The sequence below is a fragment of the Chitinophaga sp. MM2321 genome (assembly GCF_964033635.1).
In the GTDB taxonomy this organism is placed as follows: Bacteria; Bacteroidota; Bacteroidia; order Chitinophagales; family Chitinophagaceae; genus Chitinophaga.
The window spans coordinates 587,920-606,629 of the sequence record NZ_OZ035533.1 but is presented as its reverse complement, the minus strand read 5'-3'; the positions used below and the strand labels follow the sequence as shown (position 1 = coordinate 606,629).

Annotated in this window: 12 protein-coding genes; 2 read left to right on the top strand and 10 right to left on the bottom strand. The window is 46.7% G+C overall.

Features of this window, described 5'->3' with window-relative positions:
• Positions 1-43: 43 nt before the first annotated feature.
• From ABQ275_RS02290 to ABQ275_RS02275, 4 genes are all read right to left on the bottom strand, one after another.
• Complete coding sequence (locus ABQ275_RS02290) at positions 44-2,185, bottom strand: c-type cytochrome domain-containing protein (protein ID WP_349316651.1); 2,142 nt, start codon at positions 2,183-2,185, stop codon at positions 44-46.
• 44 nt (positions 2,186-2,229) lie between these two features.
• On the bottom strand, positions 2,230-3,684 hold the full coding sequence (locus ABQ275_RS02285) for a DUF1501 domain-containing protein (RefSeq protein ID WP_349316650.1): 1,455 nt from the start codon (positions 3,682-3,684) through the stop codon (positions 2,230-2,232).
• A 2-nt stretch (positions 3,685-3,686) separates the two neighbouring features.
• On the bottom strand, positions 3,687-6,011 hold the full coding sequence (locus ABQ275_RS02280; protein ID WP_349316649.1) for a PSD1 and planctomycete cytochrome C domain-containing protein: 2,325 nt from the start codon (positions 6,009-6,011) through the stop codon (positions 3,687-3,689).
• Positions 6,012-6,161: 150 nt separating this feature from the next.
• Positions 6,162-6,467, bottom strand: a complete 306-nt coding sequence (locus ABQ275_RS02275) for a DUF3817 domain-containing protein (RefSeq protein ID WP_349316648.1) — start codon at positions 6,465-6,467, stop codon at positions 6,162-6,164.
• Between the two features lie 257 nt (positions 6,468-6,724).
• Between ABQ275_RS02275 and ABQ275_RS02270 the strand changes: the two genes are divergently transcribed.
• Positions 6,725-7,855: a TIGR03118 family protein gene (locus ABQ275_RS02270; RefSeq protein ID WP_349316647.1), complete on the top strand. Its 1,131-nt coding sequence runs from the start codon at positions 6,725-6,727 to the stop codon at positions 7,853-7,855.
• A gap of 75 nt (positions 7,856-7,930) precedes the next feature.
• Here the strand turns inward: ABQ275_RS02270 and ABQ275_RS02265 are convergent, their stop codons facing one another.
• From ABQ275_RS02265 to ABQ275_RS02255, 3 genes are read right to left on the bottom strand one after another with little or no spacing between them, the layout of a single operon-like run.
• Positions 7,931-9,466 carry a glycoside hydrolase family 32 protein gene (locus tag ABQ275_RS02265; RefSeq protein ID WP_349316646.1) on the bottom strand — a complete coding sequence of 512 codons (1,536 nt, stop codon included), beginning with the start codon at positions 9,464-9,466 and terminating at the stop codon, positions 7,931-7,933.
• A gap of 17 nt (positions 9,467-9,483) precedes the next feature.
• Positions 9,484-10,386 (bottom strand): carbohydrate kinase, encoded by a 903-nt coding sequence (locus ABQ275_RS02260; RefSeq protein ID WP_349316645.1) that lies wholly within the window; start codon positions 10,384-10,386, stop codon positions 9,484-9,486.
• A gap of 28 nt (positions 10,387-10,414) precedes the next feature.
• Positions 10,415-11,743 carry a sugar porter family MFS transporter gene (locus tag ABQ275_RS02255; RefSeq protein WP_349316644.1) on the bottom strand — a complete coding sequence of 443 codons (1,329 nt, stop codon included), beginning with the start codon at positions 11,741-11,743 and terminating at the stop codon, positions 10,415-10,417.
• Positions 11,744-12,053: 310 nt separating this feature from the next.
• Between ABQ275_RS02255 and ABQ275_RS02250 the strand changes: the two genes are divergently transcribed.
• Positions 12,054-14,831, top strand: a complete 2,778-nt coding sequence (locus tag ABQ275_RS02250) for a substrate-binding domain-containing protein (RefSeq protein WP_349316643.1) — start codon at positions 12,054-12,056, stop codon at positions 14,829-14,831.
• A 2-nt stretch (positions 14,832-14,833) separates the two neighbouring features.
• Here ABQ275_RS02250 and ABQ275_RS02245 read toward each other — a convergent pair whose 3' ends face one another.
• The 3 genes from ABQ275_RS02245 to ABQ275_RS02235 are packed head-to-tail and all read right to left on the bottom strand — an operon-like array spanning position 14,834 to position 18,707.
• Positions 14,834-16,351: a sialate O-acetylesterase gene (locus ABQ275_RS02245; protein WP_349316642.1), complete on the bottom strand. Its 1,518-nt coding sequence runs from the start codon at positions 16,349-16,351 to the stop codon at positions 14,834-14,836.
• Positions 16,351-17,514 (bottom strand): sialidase family protein, encoded by a 1,164-nt coding sequence (locus ABQ275_RS02240; RefSeq protein WP_349316641.1) that lies wholly within the window; start codon positions 17,512-17,514, stop codon positions 16,351-16,353. The genes ABQ275_RS02245 and ABQ275_RS02240 overlap by 1 nt, the downstream gene beginning before the upstream one ends.
• Positions 17,514-18,707: an AGE family epimerase/isomerase gene (locus ABQ275_RS02235; protein ID WP_349316640.1), complete on the bottom strand. Its 1,194-nt coding sequence runs from the start codon at positions 18,705-18,707 to the stop codon at positions 17,514-17,516. The genes ABQ275_RS02240 and ABQ275_RS02235 overlap by 1 nt, the downstream gene beginning before the upstream one ends.
• Positions 18,708-18,710: the final 3 nt, after the last annotated feature.

Below are 18,710 nucleotides of genomic sequence, written 5' to 3'. Positions count from 1 at the left end.
AGCATTCCTGTAAATGATTAAAGCACGATGTTCCGTCATACTTTCATTCTACTACGATCTCACTTAAAAATGTCCAACCGGGTTTACCTTTGTCTGCATGCCATTGTGGCAAGGCTTTTAGCGGGGTAGCAATTATTTTCAACACCTTTACGCTTGCAATCGGGAAGGAAATCTTTTCCTGGTTCAGGGTATTCTTTTCTTTTGCGGCAGGTATCCCCGGCGTTATCTTTCCCAATAATTTCAGCTTATTTTTCTCTATTCCACCCCACACTTCAATTTTTGCCGGCGGAAAAATATGCTGATCCAATCGTTTCAGTGTGTTCAGTAAAACCTGTTGTACGTTGGTGGCATGATTAAAATAAAGGTAACAGGCTGCATCATTTTTCTGGTACCCCATCCATTGACCATTACCAAAATCCATACCGCCCAGATCCTCGTCCACCAGCAGCATTGCATTTGCTTTGTATTTGGGGTCCGGTAGTGTGATCAGCTCAATAGAATCGGGCTTTACGCCTCTTTTAAGATATATAGCGGTGGCATCACTGCTACCCAGCCATCCTTTTTTAAATGCCCGTGCTGTAAATGTAACACTGCTATTTAACAAAATGGGTGTTTTATATATTTCACCATTCGCACTATCCGGGGAAGTACCATCTAAGCTATAGCGAATGATAGCGCCATGAAAAGGGTGTTTTACGGTTATTTCCACCGTATTATCAAAAACACGGGTGGGCAGGCTTATTACCGGCGGGCTTAATGCGGTTATTACACTTCCGTCGTCCGCAAAACCCGTTTCAATCTTTACTTTCTTGTATTTCTTGCGGATAGCTGCCAGTTGTGTGGTGTCTACTTTTGTATCCCAGATAAAAACGGAAGTCAGTTTTGGTAACCCCATTATTTTTTCCAGGTCCTTCACCTCAATACCTGTACCCGCCAACGTGATCTCCGTTAAATTTTTCAGGCCGGTCAATTCTTCCAGTCCTTTGGAACTGATTTCTGTGTAGTTCAAATTTAACTTCCTGAGATGTGGCATTTGTTTTACGATACCCAGGTCATCATCTTTTGCAGGCATGCGGGCGAGACTCAGTTCCGTGATCTGTTGTTTGAGGGGCAATAATTCTTCCAATGCTTTTTTGGTATAGGCATATTTTCCAAAGAAAGATACCGCCAATGCAGGAGAGCCGGTTCCCTGCGGTTTAATAACCCGGTAATTGCTGTTCAGTGCGTTTATTTTCTTTTCATCTGCGGCAGCAAAATCATATTGCGGCTGCTCATCTTTAAGATCAACAGGACCTAAAAACCTCGTCGCCAATACGCGGAAAGTATCCTGAGCAGGTAAAGTGGATAATTTTTTATTTAATAGCACACCGGTGTTAACCCAGGTACGCAAAAGTACTACTTCATCGTAGGTCAACTGTGGTCTGGACCGGGGAGGCATGTGCTTCTTATCAGATTCCGGCAGGTGGATCCGCTGCAACAGTAAACTCAGGTCTGCATTTCCTGCAACAAATAAAGGTCCCGTTTTACCACCTGCCAACAAACCGGCAGTATCACTCATCATCAAACCACCTTTCCTGCTTGCATGACTATGACAGGTCACACATTTCCTTTCCAGGATGGGTTGAATAACATCGCGGAAAACAAGTGCTTCATCAGGTGCAATTTTTCTTTTTATCTCCTTTGTAACAGGTCCGAACAAATAATTCTCGCCATGGGTTAATTCAGCACCGAAATGGCCAGTGAGCATAATGCCACAAACAGCCACCATTGCAAATATCTTCCCGTATTTATTTTTATTAGAGAAGAAAGCATGATAACGATAGAATAAAAAGCCCATCAACGTAATAGCAGCGCCACTCCATTTGTGCCACTGCAACACCTGTCCGCTCCTGTCGTCTTCCAATGACAACAGCATCCCCATAATGGCAGCTACAACGGCAGACAAAGCAGCTAAAAACCGTACGATCTCCGGCCATCCGTCTTCTTCCTTTTTAGCAGGCATCCATAGCGTGAGAAAAGAAAACAATAATAAAACAATGGGGAAATGCAGGAACATGGGATGCATCCTTCCAGCCACCTGCAACCAGGCAGGGATATGTAAGAATTGCTGGAAGATCATCAGAAATAACAGGAAACTCATTCCCGCATATAGAATAATATGGCCGGACCTTTTTAATATTCGCATGCCTATCGCTGTTTCATTTACAATTTCAGGGATAAAATTTTTTATCACGACATAATTCCTCTGATCACATTTCCTCCTACATCTGTTAAGCGGTAGCGGCGGCCCTGATGACGGAAAGTAAGGCGCTCGTGATCAAGCCCCAGCAGGTGTAAAACGGTGGCATGAAAATCATGTACATGTACCGGATCACGGGTAATGTTGTAACCAAATTCATCTGTTTCACCATACACCGTTCCGGGTTTAATACCACCACCAGCCATCCATATAGAGAAACAACGGGGATGATGATCCCTGCCATAATTATCTACTATAATACGCCCCTGGCAATAGTTGGTGCGGCCAAATTCACCGCCCCATATGACGAGTGTTTCATCCAGTAAACCTCTTTGTTTCAGATCTGTGATCAGCGCCGCAGAAGCCTGGTCTACATCTTTGGCCTGTCCCTTCATTTCATTGGGAAGGTTGCCATGCTGATCCCATCCCTGGTGATAAAGCTGAATGAAACGGACACCATTTTCGGAGAGCTTGCGTGCCAGCAAACAGTTGGCTGCATATGTACCTGGCTGCAAACAATCAGCCCCATATAATTTTACAATATCATCCGGTTCCTTGGATACATCCATGATGTCGGGAACGGCCGTTTGCATGCGGTATGCCATTTCATACTGTTGTATCTTGGCAGCGATTTCAGGATCGCCAAAATCTTTGTAATTGATCTCATTCAGCGCAGCTACCTGGTCCAGCATTTTTCTTCTCGTTGCCCGGTCCATACCTTCAGGGTCCTGCAAATAAAGAATGGGATTTTCACCACTGCTGAACTGAACACCCTGGTGAATGGAATCTAAAAATCCGTTCGACCATAATTTGGAATAAACGCCTTGTCCGTTTCCTTTACCTCTTGACAGCAATACACAGAAAGCAGGCAGGTTTTTATTCTCTGTGCCTAACCCGTAACTCACCCAGGAACCCATGCTGGCACGGTTTCCCTGCTGTGAACCTGTTTGAAAAAAAGTTAAGGCGGGATCATGATTGATCGCATCGGTATTCATAGATTTCACGATGCAGAGATCATCCACAATCTTGGCCATATATGGAAATAATTCACTTACCCATGCACCGGATTGTCCGTGTTGATTGAATTTATAATAGGAACCAACCAGCGGGAAGGATTTCTGACCGGAAGTCATACCGGTCAGCCGTTGCCCGGACCGGATAGATTCAGGCAATTCCTGCCCCATCATAGCATTCAGCTTAGGCTTATAATCAAATGATTCCAGCTGGGAAGGTGCACCGTTTTGAAACAGGTAGATCACACGTTTGGCCTTGGGCGCAAAATGCGGGATACCTGGCATAAAAGAAGCATCTTCGGGTGAGGAGCCATCAAATAAACCAGGGATCAATAAAGAACCGAGTGCGGCGCTGCCTAAACCAATGCTCAGGTTTGATAAAAACCGGCGCCGGTTGATGTTCAGACTACCCTCGAATAATACCTTTTCCATAACTATGTTTTTGTGATGGCTTCTTCCATGTTATAAATGATTTGCATTACCTGCATCATGGCCGCCAAATCAATAGCGGCGGCTGGATCGTCCGGCTTATATTCTCCTATTTTAATCAGTTTAGCCGCTTCTTTTGGATTTGCTTTGAAATAAGCCTGTTGTTCTTTCCAGTAACTGACCAGGATGTCAGTTTCCTTTTGCTCCGGATGGCGGCAGATGATCTTCGCAAAGCCATTGCTAATAGCTGCTCCGGGCGCTTTTTTATCTTTCAGTATTTCATCCGCCAATATCCGTGATGCTTCCAGTACGGTGGGATCATTCATCATGATCAATGCCTGTAAAGGCGTATTGGTCCGCAGCCTGATCACTTCGCACTGATCGCGGTTGCTGGCATCAAATATCATCATGCTGGGTGGTGGTACGGTACGTTTAATAAAAGTGTACATACCCCTTCTGTATAACAAGCTGTCGTGATCCTGTTTGTAGCTGGCTAAAATTCCCCTGCCGGAAGTAGCCATTTCCCACAATCCGGGTGGCTGGTAGGGTTTTACACTGGGTCCGCCGATAGTCCGGTTTAACAAGCCGCTACTGGCCAGCACCATATCCCGGATCATCTCTGCACTCATCCGGATGCGCGGTGCATGAGAGAGGTAAATGTTGTCGGGATCAGCTTTCAGTTTCTCCGGACTAATGGTTGCCGATTGGCGGTAAGTAGCCGACATCACTATTTGCTTCACCAGTCTTTTAATATCCCAGCCATGTTCCATAAAATCTACCGCCAGCCAATCCAGCAATTTCGGATGTGAAGGGAGATCGCCCTGCATACCAAAATCGGCGGATGACTTCACAATACCCCGTCCAAAATATTCCTGCCATACCCTGTTTACAAAAGTTCTGGCTGTTAAGGGATTTTTCGGATCAACTAACCACTTCGCCAATCCGAGGCGATTTTTGGGGTAGTTGTCAGGAAACGGGAGGATAGACGCCGGTGTGGCGGGATACACTTCCGTAGTAGGTGCATCATAATTACCCCTGCTAAGTATAAATGATTTACGGGTGGTATCCCTCTCTTTCATCACAGACACTTCCAGTTTGTTGGTGTCTGTTTGGTGGAGAAACCGCAAAATGCCTGCTTTATCTTCCTGGGTTATTTCCATACGGGGGTTCTTGGCATACGTTTCCGCCCCCCCTACAGTTGATTCCAGTCCTACTTCTTTAACATTATTAAAGAAAGCATAGAGTTCAAAATAATTCTTCTGTGTAAATGGATCGTATTTATGATCATGGCATTGTGCACATTCTACGGTGTAGGCCAGGAATGCTTTGCCAAAAGTATTGGCCCTGTCCAGCACATAGCTTACACGGTATTCTTCATCAATCACTCCACCTTCTTCCGTGATCTTGTGGTTGCGGTTAAAACCTGTTGCCAGTATCTGTTCTTTCGTGGCATCCGGTAAAAGATCGCCCGCCAGTTGCCAGGTGGCGAATTGGTCGTAGGGCATGTTTTCATTAAATGCATGGATCACCCAGTCGCGCCAGGGCCATTGAGAGCGGTAGTTGTCATCCTGGTAGCCGTGTGAATCAGCATAACGGGCTACGTCCAGCCAGGGCATGGCCATACGCTCGCCATAGCTGGGCTTTTTCAGGAATTCATCCACCATCTTTTCATAGGCGTCCGGTGCATTATCTTTTACAAAACGGTCTGTTTCTGCTGCCGAAGGCAACAATCCGGTGAGGTCTAAAGCAACGCGTTTCAGTAGTCTTTCTTTATCCGCTTCTTCATTGGGCGAAAGATTTTTCTGCTCCATCTTTTGCAGCACAAAAAAATCTATTTCATTCTTTGGCCACTTGCTGTTTGCTACTGTTGGAATGGGCGCTTTGGCAGGTACTACCAGGGCCCAGTGTTTTTCATATTTCGCGCCCTGTTCAATCCATTTTTTCACCATGGCTATTTCTGCGGCTGTTAAGCCCGGCAAATGACTCGATGGTGGTGGCATCTGATAGGCTGTATCAGTAGAGCTTACGCGCAGAAAAAGTTCCGACAAATGTGGCTTTCCGGGTACCAAGGCATGCGCATCCGGTTTTTCTTTCAATGCTTTATAGGCTTCGGCTGCGATATCAAGCCTCAATCCCGCTTGCCGTTTATTGGCATCGGGTCCATGACAGGCAAAACATTTATCAGAAAAAACAGGTCTTATCTGAAAGTTATAACTAATCATGTCCGGATCATCGGCCCCCGCACTAACGGAGCGGCCGGTAAACCTGATCAGTAATAATGCAGCACCAACAATAGCTACCAATGATATAAGGATCAGTGATTTTTTCATCGCTACAACTCACGGTTTATTTTTGATTGCTCAAATGTCACATGAACCAGCCATGCGTGGAATATATTATACCTTATTCACGGATGCGGGATCATGGCTATCCCGCCCGTTTAATTTATGTCTAATATAGTAACTGTTGGTGTCAGATTATCATTTATTTTCCCGCAGCCATTTTGCGTCCACATAAAATGTTCCAAAAGGGATGACGGATGCACACAGCGCCACCAATGTTTTTCCGATAGCCCATTTATGTGCAAATTTTACATTGATCACCAGCACCACATATAATAAAAACAGGATACCATGGGCCATACCTATCACCCTGACCGGTTGTGGCATATCAGCCATGTATTTTAAGGGCATGGCAATACCCAGCAGGATCAATAAAGACATCCCTTCCAGAAAGGCGGTAACCCGCAACCTGTCTATCGCATTCGTTAATACATTCAGTTTCATATAAATCCGCATTTTGATAACGGCAAAGGTACCATATTATAGGCTGCCAGTACCTCCATTCCTGCGTCAATCTGTCATTAAGGATTTTTCCTGGCAACTCTTTTGCCTGTATCCCCGTAAGCTGTTATGGGTACACCTCTCCGCCCTGTTTACTCCCCTGCCTGCCTCCCAAAAAATAATTTGTAACGGCACTGATGATGGCAATACACGGCTTTCCTGGTAAGCATTTATTTACACACAGTTAAAATTTAAAAAAAATGACACCACTATTTGAGCAACAACCGGTGATCAGCATACACCCCGGCCCGGGCTACAGCAAACAAACCAAAGGACGTAGCGGCATTGCTATTCTCAGCGGTGCTTTTATATTATTAATCCTGCTTATACTAAATACAGGTTGTCATAAAACAGACAACAATCCGCCGCCAACGAATTACCTGCAAACCAATCTTGTGGCAGACGTGGCCGGTCTTGGCGCCACCATCATTGATTCCAGCCTCGTAAATGCATGGGGTATTGCCGTTGCCCCTTCCGGTCCCTTCTGGCTAACGGCCAATCATACCGGTCTTAGTACCATATATGATAAAAACGGGGTCACATTACGGCCAGCCGTCAGCATCCCGGCCCCTGGTGGCTCCGGCATCGGCGCCCCCACCGGCATTGTATTTAACAGTACAACAGACTTCACCATTGGCGACCAGCCCAGCAGGTTTATTTTTGCCACAGAAGACGGCACCATCGCTGCCTGGGGAGCCGGTAATGCCGCTACCATTATGGCAGACAGATCTACCGCCAGCGCCATTTACAAAGGACTTGCCCTGGCTACGGATGGCGCAGACAACTTTTTGTATGCCACCAATTTTTTTGAAGGGAAAATAGACGTGTTTGATAAAGCATTTCATTACGTGACCGGCAAACCATTTATGGACCCGGCTATGCCTGCAGGCTTTGCACCTTTTAACATCCGGAATATCAGCGGCAACCTGTATGTTACTTATGCCAAACAAAAACCGGATAAACATGATGATGAGGCTGGCGCAGGAAATGGATATGTAGATATTTTCAAACCCGATGGCTCACTGGTAAAGCGGTTTACATCACAGGGAGCACTTAACTCGCCCTGGGGAATTGTACCAGCCACACCGGGCTTCTGGAAGGTGGATAACACCATTCTTATCGGCAACTTTGGAGATGGCCACATCAGCGTATTTGACCAGGATGGAAAATTCCTCGGACAACTGATGAATGGCGGCACTCCCCTGGCCATTTATGGCTTATGGGCACTCGAAAATAATGTACCCATGGCAGACCCGAATCAATTATTCTTCACCGCGGGCCCCAGTGAAGAAACTCATGGCCTGTTTGGTTATGTGGTAAAAGGACATTAGGGCTGTCCTCTTTTTAAACCAATAAAAGACCGCAAATGCGGCCTTTTATTGGTTTAAATTATTTCATATCATCTGCTACAATATCTTATCCAGGTTCCATACTTTCAGCGTATCCAGCTGCACATCCCCTTCTGCTGCAAAAGCGGCGAAGCCGGTAGCATTCTTTTCAGGAAATAACAGGGTAGTGAGTACTTTCTCTCCGTCGTTCACAAATATTTCCAGGGAAGATTTATCAAATAATACCTGCAATCTTATTTTATTATTCACCGGTTTAACCGCCATCTTTTCCAGCGTTGCTACCACCTTACCATCTTTTACCTGCGTGATATAGAGTTCCTGGCGCGCCATATTATATCCTACCACCGTTTCAGCCACTACCTTGTTACCGTCTTTTTGTTGCGCGATTTTGAAGCCGAAGTCCTGCGCTGTACCGGTTGTAAAAGTGGCGTCTATCCAGTTGGTATTGGTATTAAAACTTTTAGCACTGCTCAATGCCAGTTCATTGTTGTTGATCGTGATGTTCCGTTTCAACATCGTTTTTGCGGCGGACAGTTTTTTCAGGTAAGCATTCAATACTGCTGCCGGCTGTTGGTATAAGCGGATACCTTCCGGTGTAGTTTTCAGTGCCAGATCACGTGCAATGGACATTTGTCCACGCCATGGGTGAGTAGGCGTTTCAAAAGGAACGAGCCAGCCCAGCATGGTTTTCGCATCGCCTGGCAAATGATTGAAGGGAATAGCGGCAAAGAATGTTCTGCCATAGTCCACAAATAATTTAGTGGCCGCGTGGTTATCATTTGTAAATGTGCGGCCATCAAAATCTCCGGTAAAGTATTGCATGCCTACGCCATCACCAGGGCTGCTGGAGGAAATCATCAACAACCATTTTTTCTTTGCAGGATCACCGTCTACAAAAAAGGGTGTAAGGGACGGGCATTCCCACATCCTCCTGGTATCTCCCTGGCGATCAAATTCACTTAATAATTCCCAGTCCTTCAAGTTGGCAGAACTATAAAATTCGATCTTTTGTATACCAGGATGAGCTACACTCATCAACCATTTCTGCTGGTCTTCCAGCCAGATAACACTGGGATCGCGGAAATCTCCTTTCCTGAGGTCTATGACCGGATTATTGGCATAGTTAGTATAGGTAAGTCCGCCATCATTGCTGTAGGCAATGAACTGCGATTCCTTTTTCTGCTTGGGCTGATCTCCCGTATAAATAGCTACTACAGGACCTTTGCCATTCTTACCAAAACCGCTGGTATTGTGTTTATCCCACACCGCCGAACCTGAAAATATCCAGGTGGTGGTATCTTTCCCTTCTATTTCCGGGATGGCTACAGGCAGGTGCTTCCAGTTTATCAGATCCTTGCTGGTAGCATGCCCCCAGCTCATATGTCCCCATTTATTTTCAAAAGGATTATGTTGATAATACAAGTGATAAACCCCATTGAGGTAAATCAATCCATTCGGGTCATTCATCCAGTTCTTTTGTGGCGTAAAGTGGTATACCGGCCGCCATTGCGGCGTAGGAACGGGGTTGTCCTGCGCATGCAGCAATACCGGCAGTAGTCCCGCCAGTAACATGAAAAACAATTTCATCTTCATACTAAAATATTTATTTATCAGGATGAGATAGCCGTCTTCATTAATACTGCTATTTCCTGCGGATCATAAGCGGGGCAGCCACCGGATTTTGATGCTACCAACGCCCCCAGCGCATTCGCGTAAGCAAGACTGTATTCCGGTGTGCATTCACGAAGCTGACAGGTGAGAAATCCCGCCAGGAAAGCATCACCGCTGCCAATGGTATCTGCCACCTTTACCTTTAGTCCCGACTGATAGTAAAATGCTTCTTTTATATAACCCATGCATCCGTCGCCACCCAACGTTACCACGATGGTATCAATATTGAAGCGGGCGGCCAACGCCTGGATGCGCGCTTCATTGGTGTCATAACTGCCGTACCAGGAACTGATGAGTACCAGTTCTGCAATGTTCATCTTCAGCAGGTCACAGCTGTTCATTAACCATTCCAGGAGTTCCTGTGAGTAGTAAGGCGCGCGCAGGTTGATGTCCAGTACCTTGCGTACATTTGTTTGTATTACCTTACTGAGGGTGCTGCGGGTTACTTCATGACGCGCCTGTAAACTACCATACAGTACATATTGCAGCTCATCGCCCTGCAATAACTTTTCCAGTGAATCATTCCAGGAAATATGATCCCATGCTACCGGATATACGATATCATACTGCATATCATTGTTTTCATCCATGTGGGCAAATACTTTACCCGTAACATGCTCACTATCCTGCTGAATATAAGCGGTGGAGAGTTGCTGCTGTTCCATGAGCTGCAACAGGCGTTGCCCGTAATCGTCTGTTCCAACCCTGGATACCATTGCCACATGTTGCGACAGTTTTTGCAGGTGATAGGCCACATTCAGCGACGCACCACCCGGTAGTTCCTGGTCCGGCAATATATCCCAGAGGATTTCTCCCATGCTTACGATGTTATGTTTTGTCATAGCTGTTAGCTGTTTTTTATAGATCTTTTTAATGTGCTATCATAGTCATTTCTATCTCTTCCAATGTTCGTCCTTTTGTTTCCGGCATCAGGCGCCATACGAATAGCAGTTGCAATACCATCATCACGCAAAAGAAAAGGAAGATATACCCACCGCCGATATGACTGGCCAGGTATGGAAATGTAAATGCGATAACGGCAGCCATGATCCAGTGCGTAAAGCTACCCAGTGTTTGTCCTTTGGCGCGCACCTTGTTGGGGAAGATTTCCGCAATGAACACCCATATTACTGCTCCCTGTGAAAAGGCAAAGAAGGCAATGTATAATAAAAGATACGACACAACAGCGATACCTCCGGCATGCGTATAAAAAGAGAAGGCTACCAGGCCCAGGGTGACAATCAATCCTGCGGTGCCTATATACATTAAACGGCGGCGCCCAATCTTATCAATAAAGCGTATAGCCGTTAATGTGAATACGAAATTCACCACGCCAATCCCCACCGTAGAGAGCAGGGAAGAACCGGCGCCCAGTCCGGCCATCTCAAAAATACGGGGCGCATAATATATAATCGCATTGATACCGGATACCTGGTTGAATACTGCAAATAATACGGCCAGCATCATGGGTACGCGGTATTTAGCGGTAAAAAGCCTTTCCCCGGAGTTGGCGCCCGGCGCCGGTTGCTGCGATTGACGGATAGTGATAATATCATCCTGGTAGCCGACCGGGTTGATGATTTGCAGCGTGGCTATTGCCTGCGCTTCTTTCTTACGGTGTAATAACAACCAGCGGGGACTTTCCGGTACCCAGCGCAGCAACACCAGGAACAACGCCGCCGGCGCCGCCTGTATGCCCAGCATCAGACGCCATGAATTTTCACCATCGGTTCCTATCATAAAATTGGAGAGATAAGAAATCAAAATCCCAAACACCACGTTGAACTGGAAAAATGCTACCATGCGTCCCCTGTATTGCGCGGGAGATACCTCGGAAATATACACAGGCGCAGCTACAGAAGATGCACCCACACCCAGACCACCAATAAAACGGCAGATCAGGAAGAGATACCAGTTGGTAGCCATCGCTGTAGCTACGGCAGACAGCAGGAATACCAGCGCCACCAGTATCAGGGTTGTTTTGCGACCTAACCTGTCTGAAGGAATGCTTCCGCCCAACGCCCCGAATACCGTTCCTATTAATGCGATGGATACGGTAAAACCATGTTGCACTTCCGTTAAATGCCAGTGTTGCTGAATAGCCTGCTCTGCGCCCGAAATAACAGCCGTATCAAAACCGAAGAGAAAACCGCCTAATGCTACCACGAAAGCCCAAAAGAAAACGACGTTGTTGTTCATACTTTAATCATTGATTTTTTCACGGCAGTATGGAACGATGTATCCGTATTTCCCTGTAAGCGGAAATAGAACGATACCCGGTTTCATAACGCAGTATTGTTTACACTTCAAACCTACCATTTCCCGAAAGGGATACGTTGCGGTATAGGCGCTATTTCTTTCAAAATTGTATCTTGCTGAAAAATATTATATCTGATTAAAAATAAAATATTTACATATAATACAAATAACATCATTGACAGATCATTTCTAATTCCGTATCATTATCTTTTGAAAAAAGAACATTACAACCACGTTAAAACCAGCCAAGTTGTCCACTACACTTACCAGGTATATGTATGTTTGTTGCCTGTTGCTTATATTATTCAGTATAGGTTGCCGGCAGGAAAAAGCGCCGAAATACCGTATTGGTTTTTCACAATGCACCGGTAATGATGACTGGCGGAGGAACATGCTGGTGGAAATGAAGCGACAGCTTTTCTATCATCCGGAAATGCAGTTATTATATAAGGATGCGGAAGACGACAGCAAACGACAGATCAGCCAGATACAACAATTGCTGGCGGAAAAAATAGACATACTACTCGTATCACCCAATGAGGCGCAACCACTCGCGCCTGTTATCGCAGAAGTATACCGCCGGGGAATTCCGGTGATTATTCTGGACCGCAAAGCTGCCACCGATTCCTTTACGGCATATATAGGCGGCGATAACTATAACATAGGCAAACTCGCAGCAAAATATATAGCCGGGCAACTGGGAGGTAAAGGCCGGATCATTGAAGTGACCGGATTACCGGGTTCTTCTCCTACCATAGAAAGACACCAGGGTTTCCGGGATGAGCTGGTACAATATCCCGGGCTACAAATAACTGCCAGCCTGGAAGGGAACTGGGTACCCGGCAAAACAAGAGAAGCCGCCATCCGGCAGGAAGCCACTATCCGGCAAGCCGATGTGGTATTTGCACAGAATGATGTAATGGCGTATAGCCTGTTCCGTTATTGCGAAGAAAAAGGAATATCTCACCTCAAATTCATTGGCGTAGATGCCAGTCCTACTTCTGATGGCGGCATAGACCTCGTATCCCGCGGAATACTGAGCGCCTCCCTTCTATATCCGGGCGGCGGCAAGGAAGCCATCAATATGGCAGCCGATATACTGGCAGGTAAAAAAGCGCCCCGGTACACCCGCTTACAAACGGTACTGATTGACAGCAGCAATGTAAAGCTGATGCGCCTGCAAATCGATAAAATACAGGAACAACACCAGGAAATAGAAGGGCAACAGTCAGTGCTACAGGAGCAACGCCGCCTGTACCAGGATCAGCAACACCTGTTACGCATTGTAGCCACTATTCTCGGTGTCGCCTTTTTACTGGGTATTGTGCTGTTCTTTATATTGCGTACCAACCGCCGCATCAACCGTCAGTTGAAACAACAGCGTGATGAGATACTTCAACAACGCGACCAGCTGGTGGAAATGACAGCCAAAGCACAGGAAGCCACAGAAGCAAAGTTTGCCTTCTTCACCAACCTCTCCCACGAATTCCGCACACCTTTAACCCTCATACAGGCGCCACTGGAAAGCCTGCTGGACGACCGGCAATTTTCATCCATACAAAAACAACAGCTGGACCTGATGCACAGGAACGTTGTACGCCTGATGCGGCTGGTGAATCAGCTACTGGAATTCCGTCGTATAGAAAGTGGTAAACTGCCGCTGAAAGTATCCGAGCACGAACTACCTGCATTCATCACCGATATTATGGAAGCCTTCAAAGGCGTTGCTGTTAAAAAACATATCGACTTCCGGCTCATCAGCCGGCAACCGGGCATTAAAGCCTGGTTTGACCAGCACCTGTTTGACCGGGTGTTATACAACCTGTTATCCAATGCATTCAGGTTTACTACCGACTATGGCAAGGTGCACATATACCTGGAAAAGCCGGAGAACAGCCAGGAGACGACTATCCGCATAGAGGATGATGGCGCCGGTATGGATAAAACCACGCTGGCACATGCCTTTGAATTATTTTATCAGAACAGGGGGAGTGAACACAAAGGTACAGGTATAGGTCTGGCGCTCACCCGGGAAATCATTGCGCTTCACCACGGCACCATCCGTGTGCAAAGCAGTAAGGACACAGGAACCACCTTTACTATCACCCTGCCTTGCAGCAGTGATCCATTTACGCCTGAAGAGATATGCCAGGAAGCGGAAAGCGTGCATATCATCAACCACGCCATACAAGGTTATGTGGAAGAACCGAAGCACATCATTCCTGTTACACCAACATCATCTCCCGCAAAAGAACATAAGTATTCCCTGCTAATTATAGAAGATCATCCGGATCTGAATAGTTTCCTGGCGGGGCATCTGGGCGGGCAATACGAAGTATTTCATGCCGGCAACGGTGCCGAAGGTTTGCAGCTTGCCTTTCAACACATACCGGATCTGATCCTCTGCGATATTATGCTGCCCGGCATGAACGGTATACAGGTGTTAGAGACGCTAAAAAAAGATATCCGCACATCGCATATTCCGGTGATCCTGCTGAGCGCCAACAACAGCGAGGAACAAAGAATAAAAGGTATGCAACATAATGCAGACGCCTATATCAGCAAACCTTTCAACCTCGCATACCTGGGAGAAAGCATTGCCAGCACCCTCAACAACCGGGCGCTGCTAAAAACCCACTACATAGCAGAGCCTGAAACCAGGATGCATACCTCCCGGTCCAATAAACCTGATCGTAAATTCGTCAATGACTTCACCGCTGTTGTAGCGGAAAACCTGGGAAATGACCAACTCAGTGTAGAAGATATCTGCCAGCATCTTTCTATTTCCAGGGTGCAACTGTACCGGAAAGTAAAGCAACTGCTGGACTGCAATGTAAACGATTATATACTGGATGCAAGGGTAAAAAAAGCAAGATACCTGTTATTAAATTCCAGTTTACCGGTCGCTGAAATAGCCTATGCATGCGGATTTTCATCACCCGCTTATTTTTCTACGGTCTTTAAGGCAAGAAGCCAGCAAACACCAAAATCATTCAGGGAGCAGGTAAATAAAAGAACAGACGGCTAATATTATTCCACTGCTATAGCAAAGGTAGATGCAGGTAGCCCTTCACTATTATAAAGATTGGCATCCGTATAAGGTTCCCATCCATATTTAAGCGTGTGCGCGTTTACGTTAGTTTTTATAATAACCTGCCGCCCTTTTATTTTTGCTTTTAGGGAGATGTTATTATCGAGTGAAAAACCTTTCAAGGTGGCGCCTGCAGGCGTCATTAATTTCCTGCCAACAGACCGGAATGTTACGGTGATGGTGCCGTTACGCAACACCGCCTTCACTGGTATAGGCCCGGAACCCGCTACACTTTTACTATACGTATTATGCAATGCTACACGTGCCAAACGTGTTCCTACTGTTTTTTTATCTTTTGGGTGTACATCTCCCCGGTTGCCCACATCACTGGTAACGGCCATGCCTGTATGAGGAATGCTGTCTGTTAACCGGCGTTGACTGTCCCGGAAGGCGGGCCAGTTTTCTGAATGGTAACCCTTTTCGGTACCGATGGAAGAGAGCTGGCAATAATAAAAAGGCAGGTCCGGCTGTTGCCATTGATGGCGCCAATCGGCCACCAGTATAGGGAATAAAACCTCATGCTGCTGTACACGCCAGTCGCTGAGTGCATTACTCTCGCCCTGGTACCAGATGATACCTTTTACCGGGAAACTTACCAGCGGCGCAATGGCCGCCTCATAAAGAAAGCCGGGTTTAAAAGGGTGGTTGTAACCGAGACTGTCTTTCGGTACCGCCACTCCCTGCTGTACCAACGAATCCAGGTTCTCGTGACCACGCTGGATACACCAGGGCTCCAATGACTGGTTCTGCCACCAGTCGCCGGTGAACATGCGTTGTACCTGCGTATTGCCCGCAGCTGCCGCCGGGCGCAGCCAGGCTTCTGCCGGGGAGCCGCCTATCGCCACATGGATCAATCCTATAGGTACCCCTGTAGCGATCACCAGCTCCTTTCCAAAATAAAAACCCACTGCCGAAAAATTGCGTGCGGCAGCACTATCGGCTACCGCCCACTCACCACGGTAGTAGTGCGCCGGACGGAGTACAGCCGTATCCGTTACCTGGTAGGCAACGTTGTAGGTAGATGTTTGTTTTACTTTGTTAAGCAGCCGCAATCCCGGTATAGTAGCTTGTTGCAGCGTAGTAGCCGCATATTTATCATCCCGCAGCGGAAATTCCATATTGGATTGACCGGCGCAAACCCACAGATCCCCGATTAAAATATTATGTAGTTGCAGCCGGGCAGTATCCATACTAACCGTTAATGACTGTCCCTTTGCATTAGCCGGCATAGCTGGCAAGTCCAGTTCCCATAAGCTATCCGGCCGCACGGTAGTGGTCCCCTCTTTTCCCGCAAAACGGACGACCACTGTTTTTCCCGGTATGCCATGTCCGCGGAAATGCAGGGGTTTCTCCCGTTGCAATACCATGTCCGATCCAAAAAAATCATCCAGCCGCAACTGCGCGCCGGCCTGCTGTGCAGCCAGGAAACATACGATATACAAACACAGGTATCTCATTACTTCCAGTTTACCAATGCAAATGCAATCTCTTTATAACCATCTTTCTCAAACAAAATTCCTATCTGTCTCCTGCCAACAGGTACAATATCCGAATAAGCAGCATAGTCTTTGTTATTGGGGCTTTTTGCAATCAAAAACGATTGCTTCCATGTTTTACCTTCATCAGTACTGATCCGCAGCGTAAGGTTATTACGTTGTACCGTATCTGCCGCATTGCAAAATGCCAGCACGGCTTTTCTTTTTTTCCAGCCGATATTCACAAAACTACCCTGGCAAACAGGATCAGGCAATTGTCTGTCGTATCCGTACTGATCCCATGTAGCGCCGCCATCCTTGCTGGTAGCCACGATGCGCACTTTCTCATTTCCCTGCTGATTACGCGCATTCAGCATCAGGCGGCCATCAGATAATTCTACCGCCATACATTCATTACCTCCTTCTACAGGAAGTGTTTGAGAGAGATGAAAAGTTTTACCATGATCATCGCTATAATAACCATGCACAAAATAATCTTTGAAGTGTGGAACAGGATTTCCCTGGGAATGATTGGCTGCTACGTATAGCCGTCCACGGTACTTACCTTTACTAAACTGTAATGCATGCCCCGGTGTGTTGGCATAACTGCGCCAGTCTTCTTTAAAATTGTAGGCAGCATTTACCGCTGGCTGGTTAGGGCGGTGTACCTGTGTGGTAATATTCACTGCCTCCGACCAGGTAAGTCCTCCATCCACAGATGTTTTATACCATACTTCGCGCAATCCTTTGCCTTTGCGTACCTCGCCTTCATGGTTATTGCCGGTATTGTAAAACAGGAAAATTCTTCCTCCGGGAAATGCCGGATCTGTGAGATCCACTACAGGAGCAGGGTTCCCCGCCTGTAAAACATCATTATCTACTACATCCGCTAAGGGCGTCCAGGTGGCGCCGTGATCTTTACTGCGTTTCATGACGATATTGATATCGCCGAAATCGCCGCTGTTATGCACACGGCCTTCCGCAAAAGCCAGTAGTTCTCCGTCCGGTAAACTGATCATAGCAGGAATGCGGAAACTCTGGTATCCTTCTGTGCCGGAGGTAAACACCGGCACCGTTTTATATTGCGCGGATAAGGAAAACCCCAGTAAAATAAATAAGCCCGTCAGTAGTTTTCTTTTATTCATTATTCAGTTTTTTTTGTTGTTGATTGTGCCAGCAACCGCCAGCAGTACCATTCCTGCCGGGGCAGGTGAAACGGCCCCTTAAACATGTTTCCTTTTATCGACACAGATGCGCGGCCATCCCGGTGCAGGTAACCAAACCATTCTCCATGTATTTTATCATGAAAATGCGTGTAGGCATAATCATGCACCTGTTGGTGCCAGGTGGCATATTTTTCATCACCGGTCATGATATACGCGAGCAAGGTAGCAATGATCACTTCATTATGCGGCCACCAGAATTTCATATCCTGCCAGTATTCCTGTACAGGTTTTCCATCTACATCCCTGAAATATAAAATTCCTCCGTATTCCTTATCCCATCCCCGTTCCCACATGTAATCGAGCATACGGCAACCCAATGCCATCAGCTTCGGATCACTGTTGCGGTAGCGGGCTTCATGCAAGACAAACCAGGCCCCTTCAATAGCATGACCAGGATTGAGCGTACGTCCATCAAAATGATCGATGATACTGCCATCCGGCGCTACCTGTTCCATCACACAACGGATATCATCTTTCACAAAATCTCTTTCAATCTCCACGATCCATTTGCTGATCCATTCATCGCAACGTGGGTCGCCGATGGTTTCACGCAATTGCTGTGCGGTATTGATCATAATCATGGGTACGCCGATACCTTTTGCAGGGCGCACATCTGTAAATTTAGGCGTGAGCATACCCGGAATGGTAGCGTATTCAATGCACTTTCCGAACAGTTCCCGCGCCTTATCAGCCATCTCTTTGCTGCCGCTTGCTTTGGCATATGCCGCCAACGCAATAACGGCAAAAGTTTCTGAAAAAAAGTACCTTCTTTTACGAATGGGTTTTCCATCACGCGTAACGTGGAAAAACATGCGACCATCGGTATCGAAGCAATGATTAAGCAGGAAATCAATACCGCTCTTTGCCCCGTCCAGCCACTCCTGCCGCGGTTCTACTGTATTATACAAAGTGGCTAACAACCAGGCGGCACGGCCCTGTATCCATACAGCTTTATCGTCGTCCAGTAAAGTACCGTCGTGGTCTTTCATCAGCAGATAACCGCCATACTCTTCATCAATAGCCCCTGGAAACCAAAAGGGAAGTGTATCTCCAAGCAGCTGATCTTTATAGAAGGTACGTAACGCTGCTAATTTTTCTTCCGTATATGTCATACG